Below are 16,327 nucleotides of genomic sequence, written 5' to 3'. Positions count from 1 at the left end.
CACGTCCTCAATAGGAATAAGTCAGGCGAGCGAACACGCCTTCAGCGCGGTCATCGCCCATGACTTTCACGCGGTATTGCAGGGAAAAATCCACGTAGGAGCGGGGCGCGTTGTACGCATCTTCACGGAACCAGTAACGCACGTTATTGCCGACACCAACGCCTCCGGCCTTGCCGGAGGATGACTCGGTGCTGCCATCGGCGTCAGTCCCGCTGTTCATTTTCGAGTCGTAGTCGAACGCGGCCACGACATGGGGGAAACTGACCCAACGCGAACCTGCGCCGCCGATGGCGTAGCTGCGGCCGACCTGCCATTCGCTGTTGAAATAGTCCCGCGAGTCGTTGATGTAATGACCGGCTTCAGCGAACAACTGCGAGGTCCACCAACTGGAGACATCGACCCGCAAATCGGTGCCGATGCTTGAGCCATAACCCAGGCGCACCAGCCAGTCACCGTCGACGTCCGACGATCCCAAGGGGAACGTGCGCTCGACGGCGGCCATCACGTTCAGCGCGGTGAAGGGTTTGATCCGTACGCCCACGGCGCCTTGCAACGCATCGAAACCGGTATCCGAATCACCGTTCTTGCTCCACAGCGTGTCGGTGACGCGCCCGTACAGTTCGACGAATCGTGCATTGCGATAACCCAATGGACGCCAGGACAGTTCGGTGCTGTTTTGCAAACTGTCGATGCTGGTGCTGCCGCTGCTCGGCGCTGAACTCAAGCCACTGCTGGAGCTGTTGCCGCGATAACTGGTGGTGCTGGTCAAACCGATTCTGCGCGAGACATCGCCCACCGTACGGCGGGTGTCGAACAGCTGCTGCGCGGGCATGTCCATTTCACCGGCGTGTTGCGCGTCGATGACGCGCTCGAAGTACCCGACGGCTTGCTCGTCTTCATGGGCGCGCATCGCGGTGTAGGCCGCATCCTGAGTGGCCGTCGGCGTGAGCCGGGTGTCGGCATCGGCCTTGCGGAAGGACGCGTGGGCCGCTTCATCATCGCCGGCCTGGACCGACAAATAGGCGATCTGCAAATCACTCATCGATTCCAGTTCGCCGCTGTCGCGAGCTTGTTGAAGCCGTTCGCGGGCGGTGCGGCGCTGGCCGATGGCGGCGTACAAACTCGCCTCTTCGTAAGCGGGCAGGCTGCCCAGCGCCAACGCCTGGGTAAAGTCTTTGCGCGCTCCGGAGTCGTCTCCGATTTGTTGACGCAGGCGCCCGCGTTGAGACAGCAATCGGGCGTCATCTCCCGTCAGCTTCAGACCTTCGCTGGCCGCCGCGATGGCTTCAGGTACCCGTTTTTGCTCGCTCAGGGCACTGACCAACAAGCGCCGGTAAGCCGGATTTTGCGGTGCGCGGCCAATGGCCTCATTCGCCAGGGCAGCCGCCGTCGCAGCCTCCTTGCGGGCCAACGCTGCATAGGCCTGGGCAGCCAGGTCGGTTCCGCCGTCGCGCTGATTGCCCGGCCAGATATCACAGACGAGGCCGAAGGCGGTTTCCTGACAGTTCAAGGCCGGTGCAGGAAAATGGGCCACGGCTTTCGCACCGTTGTTTTTCTGCCGCAGTGCCAGGCGGGCAGCGGCGCGTCGGCGGGCGACTTCGCCGCTGTCATCGTCGGCCAGTGGCTGCAGATGATCGAGCGCTTGTTGCGGCTCGCCATGGGCCAGTGCGGCGTCGGCGGCGAAGAAACGGATGTCGCGGGTTTCCGTTTCCAGAAGGCCATCGATGGCCAAGGCGCGATTCAGATCAGCCTGGGCCGCTTGGGTTTTACCCTGACGATCCAGGGCGTAGCTGCGCAGAATCCACGGCGCGATCTCCCCGTCGTCCTGAGCCAATGCGCCTGACGCCGCCAGCTCGGCCCCTCGGTAGTCGTTGGCAGCGAGCAGGGCGCTGATCAGCAGTTGCTGATTGGCGGCAATTTCCGGTGCCCAGGCGACGGCCTTTCTGGCCTGATCTATAGCAAACGGCACACGGCCTTGCTCCAGGGCGCGATAACCCTCAACCGCCAACGGCGCCGCCAGTTGTCGACGAATCGCTTCGCGGCGCATCAGTAACGTATCGTCGTCCGCAAACACGGCCAATGCTTGGGTGGTGGCTTGATCCGCCTCTTGCAAATGCTGTTGACGCTGCAAGGACTCGATCAGCAGCAGGCGATAGTCCAGGCGTTTTGGCGCCTGCGCGATGGCTTTGCGTGCCGCCAGTACCGCAGCGCCGAAGTCATCCCGGTCATAGGCCTTGAATGCCTGGGCCGCAGCACCGAAACCCGGGGCCTGGCGCGACGGTGGATAGCGCTTGGGATGATCACGCAATTCCTTGTCGCGCTGAGCCAGTGCAATCAGCGTATTCAGGCGCGTGATGTCGGCGCGCTGGCGCAAGGCTTCGCGGGCCTTGGCGATGGCCAGGTCATAGTCCTTGCGCTCGTAGGCACTATACGCCTCGTTGGCGTTGACATAGGCCGGGCCGGTCAACGGCAGCGGCAGTGTTTCGCCATGCACCAGTGCCGGCAGCAGGCTCAGCCCCGTGGCCATGAAGGTCAGCAAGGGGCGGTTCATGCCGGAAGCTCCGCAGGGTAGTGACTGTGCTGACGGGCGACGGCCTTTTCGATGGTGGCGCGAGGCAACACGCCGCTGTCGACCAGATAGTCGCCGATGCGACCGTGACGCTGCGGGCGGTACTGCAACATGGCGCGGTTGAACTCGCCGCGATCGAGCAGGCCCATTTCGATCAACAGATCACCCAACAGCGGCGCGCGGGCATCCGGCACGGCTTGGCCATCGCGTACGTTCAGTTGACGCAACTGCGCAACGATTTCGCTTTCCCGGGCAATCAGCTGCACCGGTTCGCTACCCAATACCTCGCTGACCTGTTGCAGGCCTGCGGCCGGCAACGGGCTGGCCACGGCAACTTGTGCGCGGCCGTCGGCATTCAAGCCAAGCGGCACCACGCGCCAGCGCAGAGCGAATTCATCGTCCAGTTTCAGGGGCGACGATTGCGCCTTGGCGGCCACATCGAACACCCGTGGCAAGTCGTTTTGAAAGGCGATGGCTTCCGCCAGCGTCTCGTCATCCAGCCAGCCGTTACTGAGCAAAATCCGCCCCAGTGGCATGTGCCGGGTTTTCTGTTCGGTGAGGGCACTTTGCAGATCGGTTTCGTTGATCGCCTGCCAGGACAGCAGCACGCTGCCGAGCTTGCGCGGTGCGGCGGCCACCAGGTCGGTGGACGGGAAGTCGTGCATGGTTTTGTCCCACACCAGCTTGCGGTTGAGCACCTTGCCGACCAGGAACATGCGCCAGGCCCGTGACGCGGCCATGAAGTTGACGAAGTTGCCGACCACCATGCGCGGGATCGACAGCAAGCCATGCTGCCAGCCGTACAGCACAGTGGTGAAATAGCAGCGGTGAGCGATGCGCCAGGCCAGCGCGATACCGTTGGCCAACAGCAGGTATTGGATGACGCCGCTGGTTTCAAACGGCGTCGGGAAACTGACGTCCCACAGGCCGCTCTGGCGCAGGATGATCAGCCCCAGCAGTTGCACCAGAATGACGTAGGCGATGATGCTGACGAACGCCGTCACCAAGCCTTTGCGATCGCGAAACAGCAGGTATCGGTTGGCCAGCGAACCGTTCCAGCCCATTTGCTCCCAGCCTTGCAGGCCAATGCCCAGGGTCCAGCGGGCTTTCTGGCGGAACGCGGTGCGGAAGGTATCGGGAAAGAATTCCCGCACGCACAACGGCATCTCCAGGGTCGATTCGTAAGGCTTGCGAAACCATGATTTACGCAACACCCGGAACTGCACCGGGAAGCGTACGAAGATTGCGTTCATGCCGACCTTGGCCAGGCGTGCGCCAACGTCGTAGTCCTCGGTGAGGCTGTCGGTATTGAACGGCTGGTTCTGGGTTTCCCCGGCCAGCACGCGCAGGGCGCGATGCGAGAAACAGGTGCCGACCCCGGCGGAGGGCACGGTGTCGGTCATGCTTTCACGCACCACCAGATCCTTGCCATGCCACTCGGCGAAATCGTCCATGTAAGTGCCGGCCACCCACTCGTACCAGTTGCGCTCCAGAGACACCACGGGCAACTGGATCATGTCCTTGCGCGGCAGCAAGTAGTTGAAGAGGCGCAATTCCATCGGGTGCAGTACGTCTTCGCTGTCGTGCAATACCACGCCAGCGAAGGTCATGCCGTGGGTTTTTTCGTGCAGGAAAATGGCCTGGATCACCCAGTTCAGGCAGTCGGCCTTGCAGGTCGGCCCGGCATGCGGGACTTCCACGCGATGCAACTGCTTGTAGCGCCGACGCATGCGCTCCACTTCATCGATGGTGCGTTGGTCGTTGATGTAGGTGCCGACGAAGACCACGTAGTTCTGGTAGTCGAGGGTCGACACCATGTTCTCGATCATCGGCGCGATAACGTCGTATTCCAGCCAGGCCGGGACCATGATCGCCAGCGGCTGTTCATCCCGTGCCATCAACTGGTCGGCGGTCAGCGGCCGGTATTTTCGGTCCACGGTGAACTTGCGAAACAGGCGGCGAGACCAGTACCACAGATCAATGAACAGATCGTCCAGGCTGGAGATCAGGATCAGGACCGCGATCACGAGGGTCGAGATCTCCAGGAAACTGTAGTAGTGGGCCAGCCAATAGGGCCAATAAAGCGACGTCATCGAAGGTTACCGTTACTGGCGATTGCGGCGGGCACTACGGCCAGCCAGCAACAGGATGAGGACCAACAGGATGCCGCCCGGTATCAACCACAACAGCGACGGCGTGCGCCAGGCGTCGAGGCCCTTGGGTGCTTCGTTGTCGATCAATTGGCTGCCGCTCGGGTCCTCTGTATCGAAGGTAGTCAGTGCACCGTTGTCACCCAGGATGGCGACGTCGCCGCGGCTCAGCAGAATTGGTTTGGCGAAGCGCGGTGCGTCGGTGCCCAGGGCGCGATAGACCAGACCGTGTTGGCCGCCGGCATCCACCACTTGCAACGAGGCCAGATGGTTGAGGGGCTGCACGTCCAGCAACACTTGATCTTTGTGATTGATGCGCAGACGACCCTGTTCATCGACTTGCACCGATTCCTTGCTGTCCTTGATCGGCAACTCGAAGGCGAGGAAGGTTTTGTCCGCGGTGACCGAAGCCTTGGCATCGGCACTGACCTTCAGCTGTGCGCGCAACGGCGATACGCCCGCGGCAACAGCCACCGAAATCACCTGCGGCAGGCTGCTCGCCGGGTGTTCGAGGTAGGCCTGTGGCACAAGGATTTGCGCGTCCATGGCAAACCGCGCGGCCATGCCGGAGAAGTCATCACCCAGAGCCGTTTTATCCAGCACGATGTGGCTGGTCGGCAGCACCGATACCGGGAAGGCTTGCGGCGTTTCCAGGCAGCGATCACTCACTGGCTGACGCTGGAACGACACGCGCAAGACGTTCGTTGCCCCCACCGCATAACGCGGGATACGCGCTTCGATGCGCTGCATTTCACCGTTGGCCACCAGCTGTTGTGCGCCAATCAGATAATCGTTGAGAAACAGCGAAGCCACTGGCGCGGTGTCCGATGCACCGGGTGCGGCGGACACGTCGATCACTGCCTTCACCGGCAGGCGACCGTCATAGGCCACGCTGCCCAACGGGAACGACGTGCTCCAGTCGGACTTTGCAAGCACGTCGATGGCGCCGGGTTTGCCGCCCAGCCGCGACAACGCCACGCGACCGTCGGCGCTCAACGGCAACTGCGCTTCGCTGACCGTTAATTGGCGGCTGCGTGCCAGGGTGTTCCAGGCCGAGCTGAACAACGCCAGCGCTTTGCCGGTGGCTTGCGGCGCGATCATCAGCACCGGACGTGTGCCGAGCAAGGCCAGGCGCACGTTGTCAGTACCGGTAGCGGCCAGACCTGCGTTGACATGGCGCTCACGCCACTGCATGAAGGCGTTCGTTGCCGTGGCGTCGAGGCCTTGGATCTGGCTCTGTAGCGCGTCGAGTGATTCATTGACGGCCTTGAGCAGTTGCGGGTCGTTGATAGCCAGATCGGCCTGGACGTTCGGCGTCTGGCCAAGCATCAGCAATGCGCCGATTTGCGCCGCGTCCGCCAGAACGTGGGGGCTTTTGCCGTTGAGGCTGGCGAACGCGGGAATGGCCAGCAACTCGGCGGGGATGCGCAGGCCGCCAAGGTCAACGCTGTCTTGAATGGCCGGGAAGGGCAGGATGCGGCTGTGCTTGCCGATCCGCTCCAGCGCTACACCGAGGCGCCACGCCGCGTCGTAGCTTTCGGCAGACAAGGTGCCCGGCGCGACCATGATGCCCGGTTTGCCAGGCAATGCCGTCCAGGCAGCGCCGACGTTCTGCAACAGGTTGGCGTCGTAGCTGTAGGTGAGGCGGGTGTCGGGTTCGATCCGCAACACATTGCCGATGGCGCGTTCGTCTTCACACAGCACACGGGACACGATGGACGACCAGGCAACGCCCAGGCGCAGCGAGCCGCTGTCGCGTGCTTTCTTGTCCACGCCGAGCATGGCGCTGGCGTCACCCTGGGCTTCGCTGAGGCCTTCGGCACGCACCGGATAGCCGTCCAGCGACAGCAGCAACGTGTTGCGGCCGCGTTCGCCATTGAGGTAACTGGCGTTGAAATTGAGGTTGGCGTCTGTCAACGGTACACCCGCCGGCAGCGGCAGATACAGTTCGCGGCGAGCATCGGTGGAGCCGAGGATGATTGGCGCGTCGATTCCCAGATCGCTCAAGCGCACCTCACGCTCCTGGCGAGTGTCGGCGTTGAGTCGGTTGATCGCCTGGGTGAGCGGGCTGTCCGCGGCCAAGGCAAAAGTCGGCATGAGCGCGAGCAGGCTCACGCCACAGGCAAGGGCGCTGAGCGCACCCGTATGGATGGCAACGGAAGACTTCATTCAGGTCGATCTCGAGCAGATAGGGGGAGGAGCAGTTTTGGTTTATTGAGAGGTGAAGGCCGGGAGGTTTTCCCCGGGTTCCTCGCGCACGGCAGCCGCTGTCGGGTGTTGCAGGAACCTGGGCAGCGCGCATGCCACGACGAAGTCATCGACCGCGCGGCCCATCAGGGCGTCGACGATGCGCGTGCTGGCCTTTCCATCGCCATAAGGGTTGGCCGCCTGGGAGCAACGACGCCACAGCAGGTCGTCATCAAACAGCGCGTTGACCCCGGCGATAATCGAGTCCGGTGCAGTGCCAACCAGGCGCACCGTGCCCGCCGCGACCGCTTCCGGACGTTCGGTCACGTCACGCATGACCAGCACCGGCTTGCCCAGGGACGGCGCTTCTTCCTGCACGCCACCGGAGTCGGTGAGGATCACGTGAGCCCGTTGCATCAGGCGCACGAAGGCCAGGTAGTCCAGCGGTTTGATCAGGTGTACGTTGGGCAGATCGCCGAGGCGCTCGGTGACCGGGCCCATGACATTGGGGTTCAAATGCACCGGATAGACAATCTGGATATCCGCGCGCCGGGCGAGATGACTCAGGGCCTTGCAGATATCCAGGAAGCCTTCACCGAAGTTTTCCCGACGATGCCCGGTCACCAGCAGCACCTTGCGGCCGCTCTGCAGAAACGAGAATTGCTGGTCCAGGCTGGCCCGCAAGTCAGCGTCCAGCTCGATGCGCCGTGCGGTCATCTGCAACGCGTCGATCACCGTATTGCCGGTCACGAAGGTGCGGCCCTGCAGGCGTTCGTCGAGCAGGTTCTGGCGCGATTCTTGGGTCGGCGCAAACAGCATGTCGGCGCCCAGGTCGATGCAGCGACGGTTCATCTCTTCCGGCCATGGACTATAGATATCACCGGTGCGCAGCCCGGCTTCCACATGGCCGACCGGGATGCGTCGATGAAACGCCGCCATCGCGGCGACCATGGCCGAGGTGGTGTCGCCATGCACCAGTACCCGGTCCGGGCGGGTCAATTCCAGCACCGGGTCAATCGCTGTGTATAACGCCGCCGTCAGCGAGTTGAGCGACTGCTGTTGCGTCATCACATCAAGGGTGTAATCAGCCTTGAGGTCGAACAGATCCAGCACCTGTTTCAGCATGCTTTGATGCTGGCCAGTGACGCATATCTGCGAATCAATGTTCGGTTCCGCGGCGAGGGCTTTGACTAACGGCGCCATCTTGATGGCTTCTGGACGGGTTCCGAAGATCGAAAGGATTTTAATCTTATGGCGAGCGATGATGCCTTCCTCGCGCAGTTTTAGTGCGCAACACAACAGCGGCTAAGGTTTGTTGAAACTTGAGTAACACGCTAGCGGTTTTGAACTTGATTAAGGTCGGCTCATCGGCACGTGAGGTGAGCTGATGTTCACTTCAGGTGAGGAAGTGTGTTGCCTGGAACCCGGAACCGTCCGGATTATTAGCATCGAAGAACAGTATTTAAAAGTGTTATGTGTATTTTTTTTATTTGGTTGAAAAGTTTGAAACTTTTTATTCTTGGTCGGGTCTTTTATGGTTTTTTGAAATTTCAGCAAGATGGATGCTGGTCGTTTTGTTAGAGTTAACATTATGAATTATATAGATTTTTTCTTATATAACTCATTCGTCGGCGCGCGTGAATTATTCTCGCGGTAGAAGTGTCGGGGGGTGGTGCCTGTAAGGCGGCGGCTGGTTGGAGTATAGCGGGTAACAGTCACTTAAGTGGCGCCTGTATATTGTCGCGACTCGATAATGTTTTTGGCGCGTAGTCACACTTACTTGTAAAGGTCCTGCTGCGAATTAGCAGGGTAAGTGTTCGGGGCGACCCAATTAAACCTGGCTGATCACTTCGCTTTCCAGTGCCCACCGCCTGACTCGCAATCGATCTTCACCTGGTTCAAGTGTTCGGCGTCGTAGTAATACGTGGTCACTTGGGCATTGTCGGGAATGTTAAGCGACTTGGCGTTCTTGTCCTTACTGGTGGAATGAGGATTGGCCAGCGACTCCTGAGTCAAGGTTGCGATGCAAGTGGCCTGATAATGATCGTCGCACTGTTCGACCTTTTTCTTGGTGCTGGTCGTCATCTCCTTGCTTTCATTGCTGCATGACCAATCGATGGAATTTACCGGCATGCCTTCGTACTCATAGCAGCTATGGGATTCGATCACGGGCACGGAAGGACTTTGGGAGCGGGTCAGCACGTCGCAGCCTTCAGCGAAAACCAGGGTTGGGCCGAGGCTGGCGATCAGAAGCAGAACGCTACTGTTCATCTGGGTTCCCTCTGCAATGGCGCCTTTCCGGATCATGGGTCAGCGCTGATAACCTTTCGAAAACATGATGACGCACAGGGTTCAATTCGTTTTTGATCTGCGACAGGGAAGCCGCAAGCGAGGTGCGGATCATGGCGCTGTCTGCAGAGGAACCAGATGGAGGAGCGTGGACCGTTTTGCGATATCCTGAGGGACCAGACGCCCTGTCCGTTAACGCAACCGAGTGCCACACACCTTGATCGAACGACGCCAATTCAGCGGAGGCATGAAGGGGAAGAATCTTCGCTATCTGAACGACAACCCCAACGAGCCTGTTCAAATGACACGGACAGGCTTTTTGCTGCTCGAACATTTCTCGCTGCCTGCTTTTACCCAGGCACTGGATACGATCGTTACCGCGAATCTGCTACGACCCAAACTGTTTTCGTCCCGCACGTTCGGCTTGGACGATGGGGAAGTCGTCAGCGATCTGGGGCTGGTCATCCGGCCGGATGCGCGTATCGATTGTTCCGTGGTTCATGACCTCGATCTGTTAGTCATCTGCGGTGGCTACAGGACTGAACTGAAGGTGACGGATGAGCTGATCAGCTTGCTCAGAGCCGCCTCGGATCATGGCGTGAGCCTGGCCGGTTTGTGGAATGGTGCCTGGTTCCTCGGGAGTGCGGGCTTGCTCGACGGCTATCGTTGCGCGATTCACCCCGAACATCGCCCCGCACTCGCGGAAGTGGCGAAAGCGACGCATGTCACCAGTGAGCCTTTTGTCATTGATCGAGACCGGCTCACGGCGTCCAGTCCTTCGGGCGCGTTCCACATGGCGCTGGACTGGATCAAGAGCTTGCACGACAAGGCGCTAGTCGAAGGGATCGAGGACATCCTCGCGTTCGAAGAGTCGCGCTACCGGCGGATCAAACCGACGGAAAATGTCTGTGTGAGCGCACCCTTGCGCGAGGTGGTGAAGCTGATGGACGCCAACCTCGAAGAGCCTCTGGAGCTGGAGCAGTTGGCGGTCTACGCGGGTCGTTCTCGCCGCCAACTCGAACGCCTGTTCAAGGAGCAGCTTGGCACCACGCCTCAGCGCTATTACATGGAATTGCGGATTACCGAAGCGCGCCGGCTGCTGCAGCACACGGAGCTGTCCCAGGTGGATGTGCTGGTGGCGTGTGGTTTTGTGTCACCGAGTCATTTCAGCAAGTGCTACAGCTCGTATTTCGGGTACAGACCGTCCAAGGAAAAGCGCCTGGTCAAATGAGTCCCGGCAACTGTAGGCGCGAGCTCGCGATGGCCGATAACGCACCTACAGAAGGCTAAACCGTAACGACATGCGTTGTCGTACGACTATCTTATTTTCAAATGCCCACCGCTACATCCGACAGGCTCGCCTCTTCAAGGGCGGCGAAGCCGTTGCCGTTTGGCGCAGTTCACATTTCAGGCGTGTTGTTTTATGAGACGAACGGCAATTTTCCAGATTGACAGCCGGGTAGGGGACTCGATATAAAAGGCGCAGTTGTACGATGACATACGATGTTACGCCTCTAAAAACAAAAATCGGGTCCCATCATGAACTCCATCCGCATTCTCGCTTCTCCGCATGCCGCTTCTTGTGGCCCTGACTGTACCTGCGCTCCGTCATCCCCGTTGTCGGTAGCCGCATCGCCAACCTCCCGATTGCCCTTGCTACTCGTCTGACGCGAGCCACAGAACCGTGTGCTGTGCGTAAGAATTGATCTCGCTTGAAACCGAGAGATCATCACCACAATCCAATAATAAAGTGATGCCATGAATCTGAACGAGCCCATCAATGCGCAACGTGTCGGCCAGGCCGTCGGCAAATATCGCTGGACGATCTGTGCGTTGTTGTTCTTCGCCACGACCGTCAATTACCTCGACCGCCAGGTGCTCAGTCTGTTGGCGCCGGATTTGTCGACGCAATTTGGCTGGAGTAACAGCGACTACGCCAACATCGCTTCCGTATTCCAGTTTGTGTATGCGATTTCCATGCTGTTTGCCGGCCGTTTCGTCGACAAGATCGGCACCAAAAAGGCCTACATCATCGCGATCAGTATCTGGTCGACCGGCGCTGTGATGCATGCGTTTTCAGTGCCGATGGGCGAGGGCATCGCGGCGGTGAGCAGCGCGTTCGGTCTGGCCGTCATCCCGGTCTCGATCGCAGGCTTCATGCTGTCCCGCGCCGTGCTGGCGATAGGCGAGGCGGGTAACTTCCCGATTGCGATCAAGGCCACTGCCGAATACTTCCCGAAGAAGGAACGCTCCTTCGCCACCGGTATCTTCAACTCCGGCGCCAACGTGGGCGCGATCCTGGCGCCGATCTGCGTACCGCTGATTGCCAGCCTGTGGGGTTGGGAAGCGGCGTTCATCGTGATCGGCATGCTGGGCTTCGTCTGGGTGGCCGTGTGGATTGCGCTTTACGAAAAACCTGAAAATCAAAAACGCCTCTCGGCAGAGGAACTGGCCTTCATCCGCAGCGATGCGCAAGTGATCGCCACCCCGGCACCGGGCGTTGCCGAGAAAAAAGTATCGTGGTTCAAATTGCTGACCTACCGCCAGACCTGGGCGTTCGCCTTCGGTAAATTCATGACCGACGGCGTGTGGTGGTTCTTCCTGTTCTGGCTGCCGACCTACCTGTCGGCGCAGTACGGCATGAAGGGCGCGGCCATCGTGTTGCCGTTGGCCGTGTTGTACAGCATGACCATGGTCGGCAGCATCGGCGGCGGCTGGTTCCCGAGCTATTTCATGGCACGTGGCGATGCGCCGTATGACGGTCGGATGAAAGCCATGCTGGTCATCGCGTTCTTCCCGCTGCTGGTGCTACTGGCGCAGCCATTGGGTTACATCAGTTTCTGGGTGCCGGTGATATTGATCGGTATCGGAGCGTCGGCGCATCAGGCGTGGTCGTGCAACATCTTCACCACGGTGTCTGACATGTTCCCGCAAAAATCCATCGCATCGGTGGTCGGCATTGGCGGTTTGGCCGGCGGCATGGGCGGGGTCGTGATGACGAAGATTGGCGGTTGGGTGTTCGACTACTACAAATCGATCAACGATATTCACACCGGCTACATGATCATGTTCGCCATCTGTGCGGTGGCCTACCTGGTGGCGTGGAGCGTGATGAAACTGTTGGTACCGCGCCACAAGGAAATCACCGATCTGTAATCGGCAGGCCTGGAGTTGAACCGGCGGGCGGCGGCGAGCGAAGCCGTCACCGGTTCGGTTTCACCGGCCACCGAACTTCGGTTTTAGCGGGCGGAACCGGTTGAATGCCCAGTCGAACCTTACCCCTTGGCCCGGTGACGCAAGCGCGAGTACGAGATCAGCATGCTGGTCAGTTCTTGGGTGACCGGAGTGAAGGGGGAAACTCGACGACTGATCAAGCACACCTCGCACGACTCCAATGGCTCGCGGATCGCAATGCTGGTCAGCGACGCCGAAAACAGCTTCATGCCGGCAAGCACGCCGGGCTCCATGGTCAGGTAATCCGTCTCGGCGATAATGTGCAGGATTTCCAGCAGCGATTCGGTCGTGATCACGATCTTCGGAGGCGGCAAGCCCTGGTCTCTGAACAGATCGGTCAGCTGGTTCTCCGCGCTACCCGCCATCCCCGCCGGCCGGACGCTGATCCACTGGCAATCGGCGAGGTCGCGCACTGAGCGAGCATCCGCCAGGGGATGGCCCTTGCGCGCGATGACGCTGGCTTGCGAGCGGTAAAGCCGCTCAATCTGCAAGTCGATATCGCAGACATCAGTGCTCAGTGGACACATCACAAAGTCGAGCCGGCCCGCGCGGATCATTTCAATCAGCCTCTTCGTCTGCCCACTGGCGACGTGTAGCCGCACGTTTGGAAATCGGCGGGTAAAACTGTTGAAAACCGGCATCAGGCACGCAGCCAAAGGTTCCGCCGTGATCCCCAATGCGATCTGACCTTCTGGCGCCCCCTGGCTTTGTCGGACGTCTTGAACAGCGCGATCACAATCCAGAATGATCGAGCGTGCCCGGGTCAGGAAAACCTTGCCGGCCAGGGTCAGACTGATGCCTTGATTGGAGCGCACCAACAGGGTGGTCCCCAGTTCTCTTTCCAGGCTTTGAATCGACTCGGTCAACGTGCTTTGGGCCACGTCCAGTGCTCGTGCCGCCGAACGAAAACTGCCCATGTCGACCACTGAACAGAACGCTCGGAGCTGGGTCAGCTTCACGAAGCGGTGATCCAGTTGTTGCCGTTGTGGCCATGGCAAGCATGAGGGATAGAGATTGTGAGGCTGCTGGCGGCGTTCATGGCGGATTCTCCAAACGGCAAGAGTTGCGGCGGATTTTTATCGCTGTCGATTAAGTCGTATGCGATGCAAATATATTCAAGTAAAGACCCAGCGATGTCAAAGCGTGTGCTGCGACTTGGCGACGAGTGGTGACGTGCTTGATCCCAGAGAGGGGCAGCGGGGGGCCGGAAAAACCGAAGGTGATCGGTTTTTCCGGCATTCTCGGTGATTTGATCGTGCTTATAAAATGAGTTGCGTCAGATAGTTACGTGTCTTTAGTGCTATTTGACTTTAATAAAAAACTCAAGGAATCACCGATGAGCAAAATCGAAAAAGTATTGGCTACCGGCAAAACGCACACCACGCTGAGCAGTTCCGGCAACACGTCGCGCGGGCACAACGGCAACCTCGACATCGAACTCTCAACGACGGGAAGCGCCAAACCGGCCCATGTATTCGCCGCCACCCAGCCGCACCCGACGGCCGAGCAGTTGTTTGCCGGCGCATGGTCGGCCTGCTACATCGCAGCGCTTGGCCTGGCGGCCAAAGCGTTGAAGGTGACTATTCCAGCCGACGTGTCCGTCGACATCGAGATCGATCTGGGGCAAACCGGGAATGCTTACTTCCTGCAGGCCGGGTTCAACGTAAACCTGCCAGGCCTGCCTCATGAGGTCGCGTGCGAAATCGCGCATGCGGCGGATCAAATCTGCCCCTACTCGAAGGCCACGCGCGGCAACATTGACGTTTACTTGAATGTTCAGACGTCGTGAGTCCATGTAAAAAACCTGCCGATCCAGGTTTGTAGTGCGGATCGTGTTCAAGTCGCGGAGGTAAGTGACTAGCTCATAGGCATGAAGGCCTGATTCTTGATGTTCAAGGATCAGGCTCGCCGCTGCCGGCGCACGGCTCATCAGGGCGCATCTCTGGTGAGCCGGTCGCCTGCTGCCCGTGGAAATCGATCATCACATTAACGAGCACTTCCGATACCATCGCATGCGATGTATAGTTTGGCCTTGCGATCCATTGTCTTTGGCCCGGAGCATGCTCATGAAACCCACTGAAAAGACATCCGCCCTCGACCTGAAGCTTTCAGACTTCCTGTGTTTTGCGGTCTATTCCTCTAACCTCGCCTTCGGCAAGGCTTACAAGCCCATGCTCGAGCGGCTCGGACTCACCTATACGCAATACATCACCCTCGTGGTGCTGTGGGAGGAAGACAACCAGACCGTTGGCAGCCTCGGCGAAAAACTGTTCCTCGAGTCCAACACCCTCACGCCGATCCTGAAGAAGTTGGAAGCCATGGGTTATGTGCTGCGCCAGCGCGACCCGGAAGACGAACGCCAAGTGCGGATCAGTCTCACAAAAGAGGGGCGAAAACTGCGTGAAGGTCTCTCGGAAGACGGCTTCCCGCAAACCGGTCTCGATGCCGACGAGTTTGTGCAACTGCAGCAGGCCATCGTGAAGTTACGGGGCAATCTCATTCGTACGACAAAAGACAGGGACTAAGGCGATTCAACTGTTCGAGCCTGTCTTGCCGAAGGCACGACGACAGGCAAGCCAGTCACACAACCCGCGCCGGCCCTTTACCCTGCCTCCCTCACCACGCATCATGGCGGCCCGCACTGATGCCACAGGGGCCGGACCTTCGTGGTGAAAAGGAACTGCAGTTGAACGAACAGACATTGTCCATGCGCCTGGAGCGCGTGGCCGCGCATATGCCAGCCGGTGCGCGCCTGGCCGATATTGGCTCGGATCACGCCTACTTGCCGGTGGCATTGATGCGCCGTGGCGCCATCGCGTCGGCGGTGGCGGGCGAGGTGGCATTGACGCCGTTCCACTCGGCCGAACGCACCGTGCGCGAAAACGGGCTGGGCCAGCGGATCACCGTGCGCCTGGCCGATGGCCTGGCGGCGATCGAGCCGGGCGACGGGATCACCGCGATCAGCATCTGCGGCATGGGTGGCGAGACGATCCGCGACATCCTCGACAGCGGCAAGGCGCACCTGAGTGGCCACGAGCGCCTGATCCTGCAGCCCAACGGCGGCGAGCAGCCACTGCGCCAATGGCTGATGGAAAATGGCTACCGCATCCTCTGCGAGGAAGTGCTGCACGAAAACCGTTTCTACTACGAAATCATCGTCGCCGAGCGCGTCGGGCCGGTGACGTACACGGCCGAGGAACTGTACTTCGGCCCGCTACAGATGCAGGCACGCAGCCCGGCGTTCCTGGTCAAGTGGCAGCGCATCCTGCGCCACAAACAGCAGACCCTGACCCAGTTCGCCCGCGCGCGGCAGGCTGTACCTGAGGAAAAGGTGCAAGACATCGCCCGGCAGGCGCGGTGGATCACCGAGTTGCTCGCTTGAGCAGGTTCCGGGGTTTGAACGAAAAGTCGCCGAGCGGCTATTTCTCGAGGCCCCCTCGCAATTCGGGCTATCTCTAGAGCGCCTGCAGCCCTATGGATAAGCAACAGCAGACAAATCCATCACCGCTTAGCAAACGCCAACCGCGCCGCGAACAGGACAAAGATCATGCCCGTCGAGCGGTCCATCCAGGTGATGACTTTTTCCCGTCGCAGAACCGCGGCGAGTGGCTGTGTCACGCGAATCAACGTTAACGACCAGATCAAACCGATCACCACGTGAATGCTGACCAGGCCAAATGTCCAGGCAATCAATGAGTGGCCCTGGGGAATGAACTGCGGGAGAAAAGAGACGTAAAAAACCCCGATTTTCGGGTTGAGCACATTCCCCGTCATGCCCTTCAGAAACCAGTTGGCCGTTGGTTTAGCGTCCGTTTCGAAGGGCGACAGTGAGCGGCGCGGGCGCAGCAGCATGTTCAGTCCCGGCCACGCCGGTTGGCCTCAAGGCCGGGTAGGGCGA

At 59.8% G+C, this 16,327-nt stretch carries 11 protein-coding genes and 1 pseudogene; 5 read left to right on the top strand and 7 right to left on the bottom strand.

Annotation, left to right across the window (positions count from 1 at the left end; translation table 11 throughout):
- Nucleotides 1–7: 7 nt before the first annotated feature.
- The 5 genes from Q7W83_RS10445 to Q7W83_RS10425 form a co-directional block, all read right to left on the bottom strand.
- Complete coding sequence (locus tag Q7W83_RS10445; protein ID WP_150639799.1) at nucleotides 8–2,551, bottom strand: bacteriophage N4 adsorption protein A; 2,544 nt, start codon at nucleotides 2,549–2,551, stop codon at nucleotides 8–10.
- Nucleotides 2,548–4,662 (bottom strand): glycosyl transferase family protein, encoded by a 2,115-nt coding sequence (locus Q7W83_RS10440; protein ID WP_150639798.1) that lies wholly within the window; start codon nucleotides 4,660–4,662, stop codon nucleotides 2,548–2,550. The genes Q7W83_RS10445 and Q7W83_RS10440 overlap by 4 nt, the downstream gene beginning before the upstream one ends.
- Before the next feature lie 12 nt (nucleotides 4,663–4,674).
- A complete protein-coding gene (locus tag Q7W83_RS10435; RefSeq protein WP_458377313.1) occupies nucleotides 4,675–6,888 on the bottom strand; it encodes a hypothetical protein in 2,214 nt (737 codons plus the stop codon).
- A gap of 42 nt (nucleotides 6,889–6,930) precedes the next feature.
- Entirely contained in the window at nucleotides 6,931–8,109 is a 1,179-nt protein-coding gene (gene wecB, locus Q7W83_RS10430) for a non-hydrolyzing UDP-N-acetylglucosamine 2-epimerase (RefSeq protein WP_473655981.1), read from the bottom strand.
- Nucleotides 8,110–8,751: 642 nt separating this feature from the next.
- A complete protein-coding gene (locus Q7W83_RS10425) occupies nucleotides 8,752–9,177 on the bottom strand; it encodes a hypothetical protein (RefSeq protein WP_458377315.1) in 426 nt (141 codons plus the stop codon).
- Nucleotides 9,178–9,412: 235 nt separating this feature from the next.
- Between Q7W83_RS10425 and Q7W83_RS10420 the strand changes: the two genes are divergently transcribed.
- Both Q7W83_RS10420 and Q7W83_RS10415 read left to right on the top strand, forming a co-directional pair.
- Nucleotides 9,413–10,426 carry a GlxA family transcriptional regulator gene (locus Q7W83_RS10420; RefSeq protein ID WP_191623725.1) on the top strand — a complete coding sequence of 338 codons (1,014 nt, stop codon included), beginning with the start codon at nucleotides 9,413–9,415 and terminating at the stop codon, nucleotides 10,424–10,426.
- A 527-nt stretch (nucleotides 10,427–10,953) separates the two neighbouring features.
- On the top strand, nucleotides 10,954–12,351 hold the full coding sequence (locus Q7W83_RS10415) for an MFS transporter (protein WP_473655980.1): 1,398 nt from the start codon (nucleotides 10,954–10,956) through the stop codon (nucleotides 12,349–12,351).
- 119 nt (nucleotides 12,352–12,470) lie between these two features.
- On the opposite strand, the gene Q7W83_RS10410 is transcribed toward Q7W83_RS10415, so the two are convergent.
- Entirely contained in the window at nucleotides 12,471–13,388 is a 918-nt protein-coding gene (locus Q7W83_RS10410; RefSeq protein ID WP_473655979.1) for a LysR substrate-binding domain-containing protein, read from the bottom strand.
- A gap of 377 nt (nucleotides 13,389–13,765) precedes the next feature.
- Between Q7W83_RS10410 and Q7W83_RS10405 the strand changes: the two genes are divergently transcribed.
- From Q7W83_RS10405 to Q7W83_RS10395, 3 genes are all read left to right on the top strand, one after another.
- Entirely contained in the window at nucleotides 13,766–14,218 is a 453-nt protein-coding gene (locus Q7W83_RS10405) for an Ohr family peroxiredoxin (RefSeq protein WP_473655978.1), read from the top strand.
- A 277-nt stretch (nucleotides 14,219–14,495) separates the two neighbouring features.
- Nucleotides 14,496–14,954 (top strand): MarR family winged helix-turn-helix transcriptional regulator, encoded by a 459-nt coding sequence (locus Q7W83_RS10400; RefSeq protein ID WP_150633009.1) that lies wholly within the window; start codon nucleotides 14,496–14,498, stop codon nucleotides 14,952–14,954.
- A 161-nt stretch (nucleotides 14,955–15,115) separates the two neighbouring features.
- Complete coding sequence (locus tag Q7W83_RS10395; RefSeq protein ID WP_473655977.1) at nucleotides 15,116–15,811, top strand: tRNA (adenine(22)-N(1))-methyltransferase; 696 nt, start codon at nucleotides 15,116–15,118, stop codon at nucleotides 15,809–15,811.
- Nucleotides 15,812–15,930: 119 nt separating this feature from the next.
- Here Q7W83_RS10395 and Q7W83_RS10390 read toward each other — a convergent pair.
- Nucleotides 15,931–16,299: pseudogene (locus Q7W83_RS10390) on the bottom strand (LysE family translocator); the annotation flags it as partial.
- Nucleotides 16,300–16,327: the final 28 nt, after the last annotated feature.

The organism is Pseudomonas sp. 300, assembly GCF_055803035.1.
Note: the sequence above shows the minus strand (reverse complement) of the source record. Positions and strands in the feature narration are given on the sequence as shown.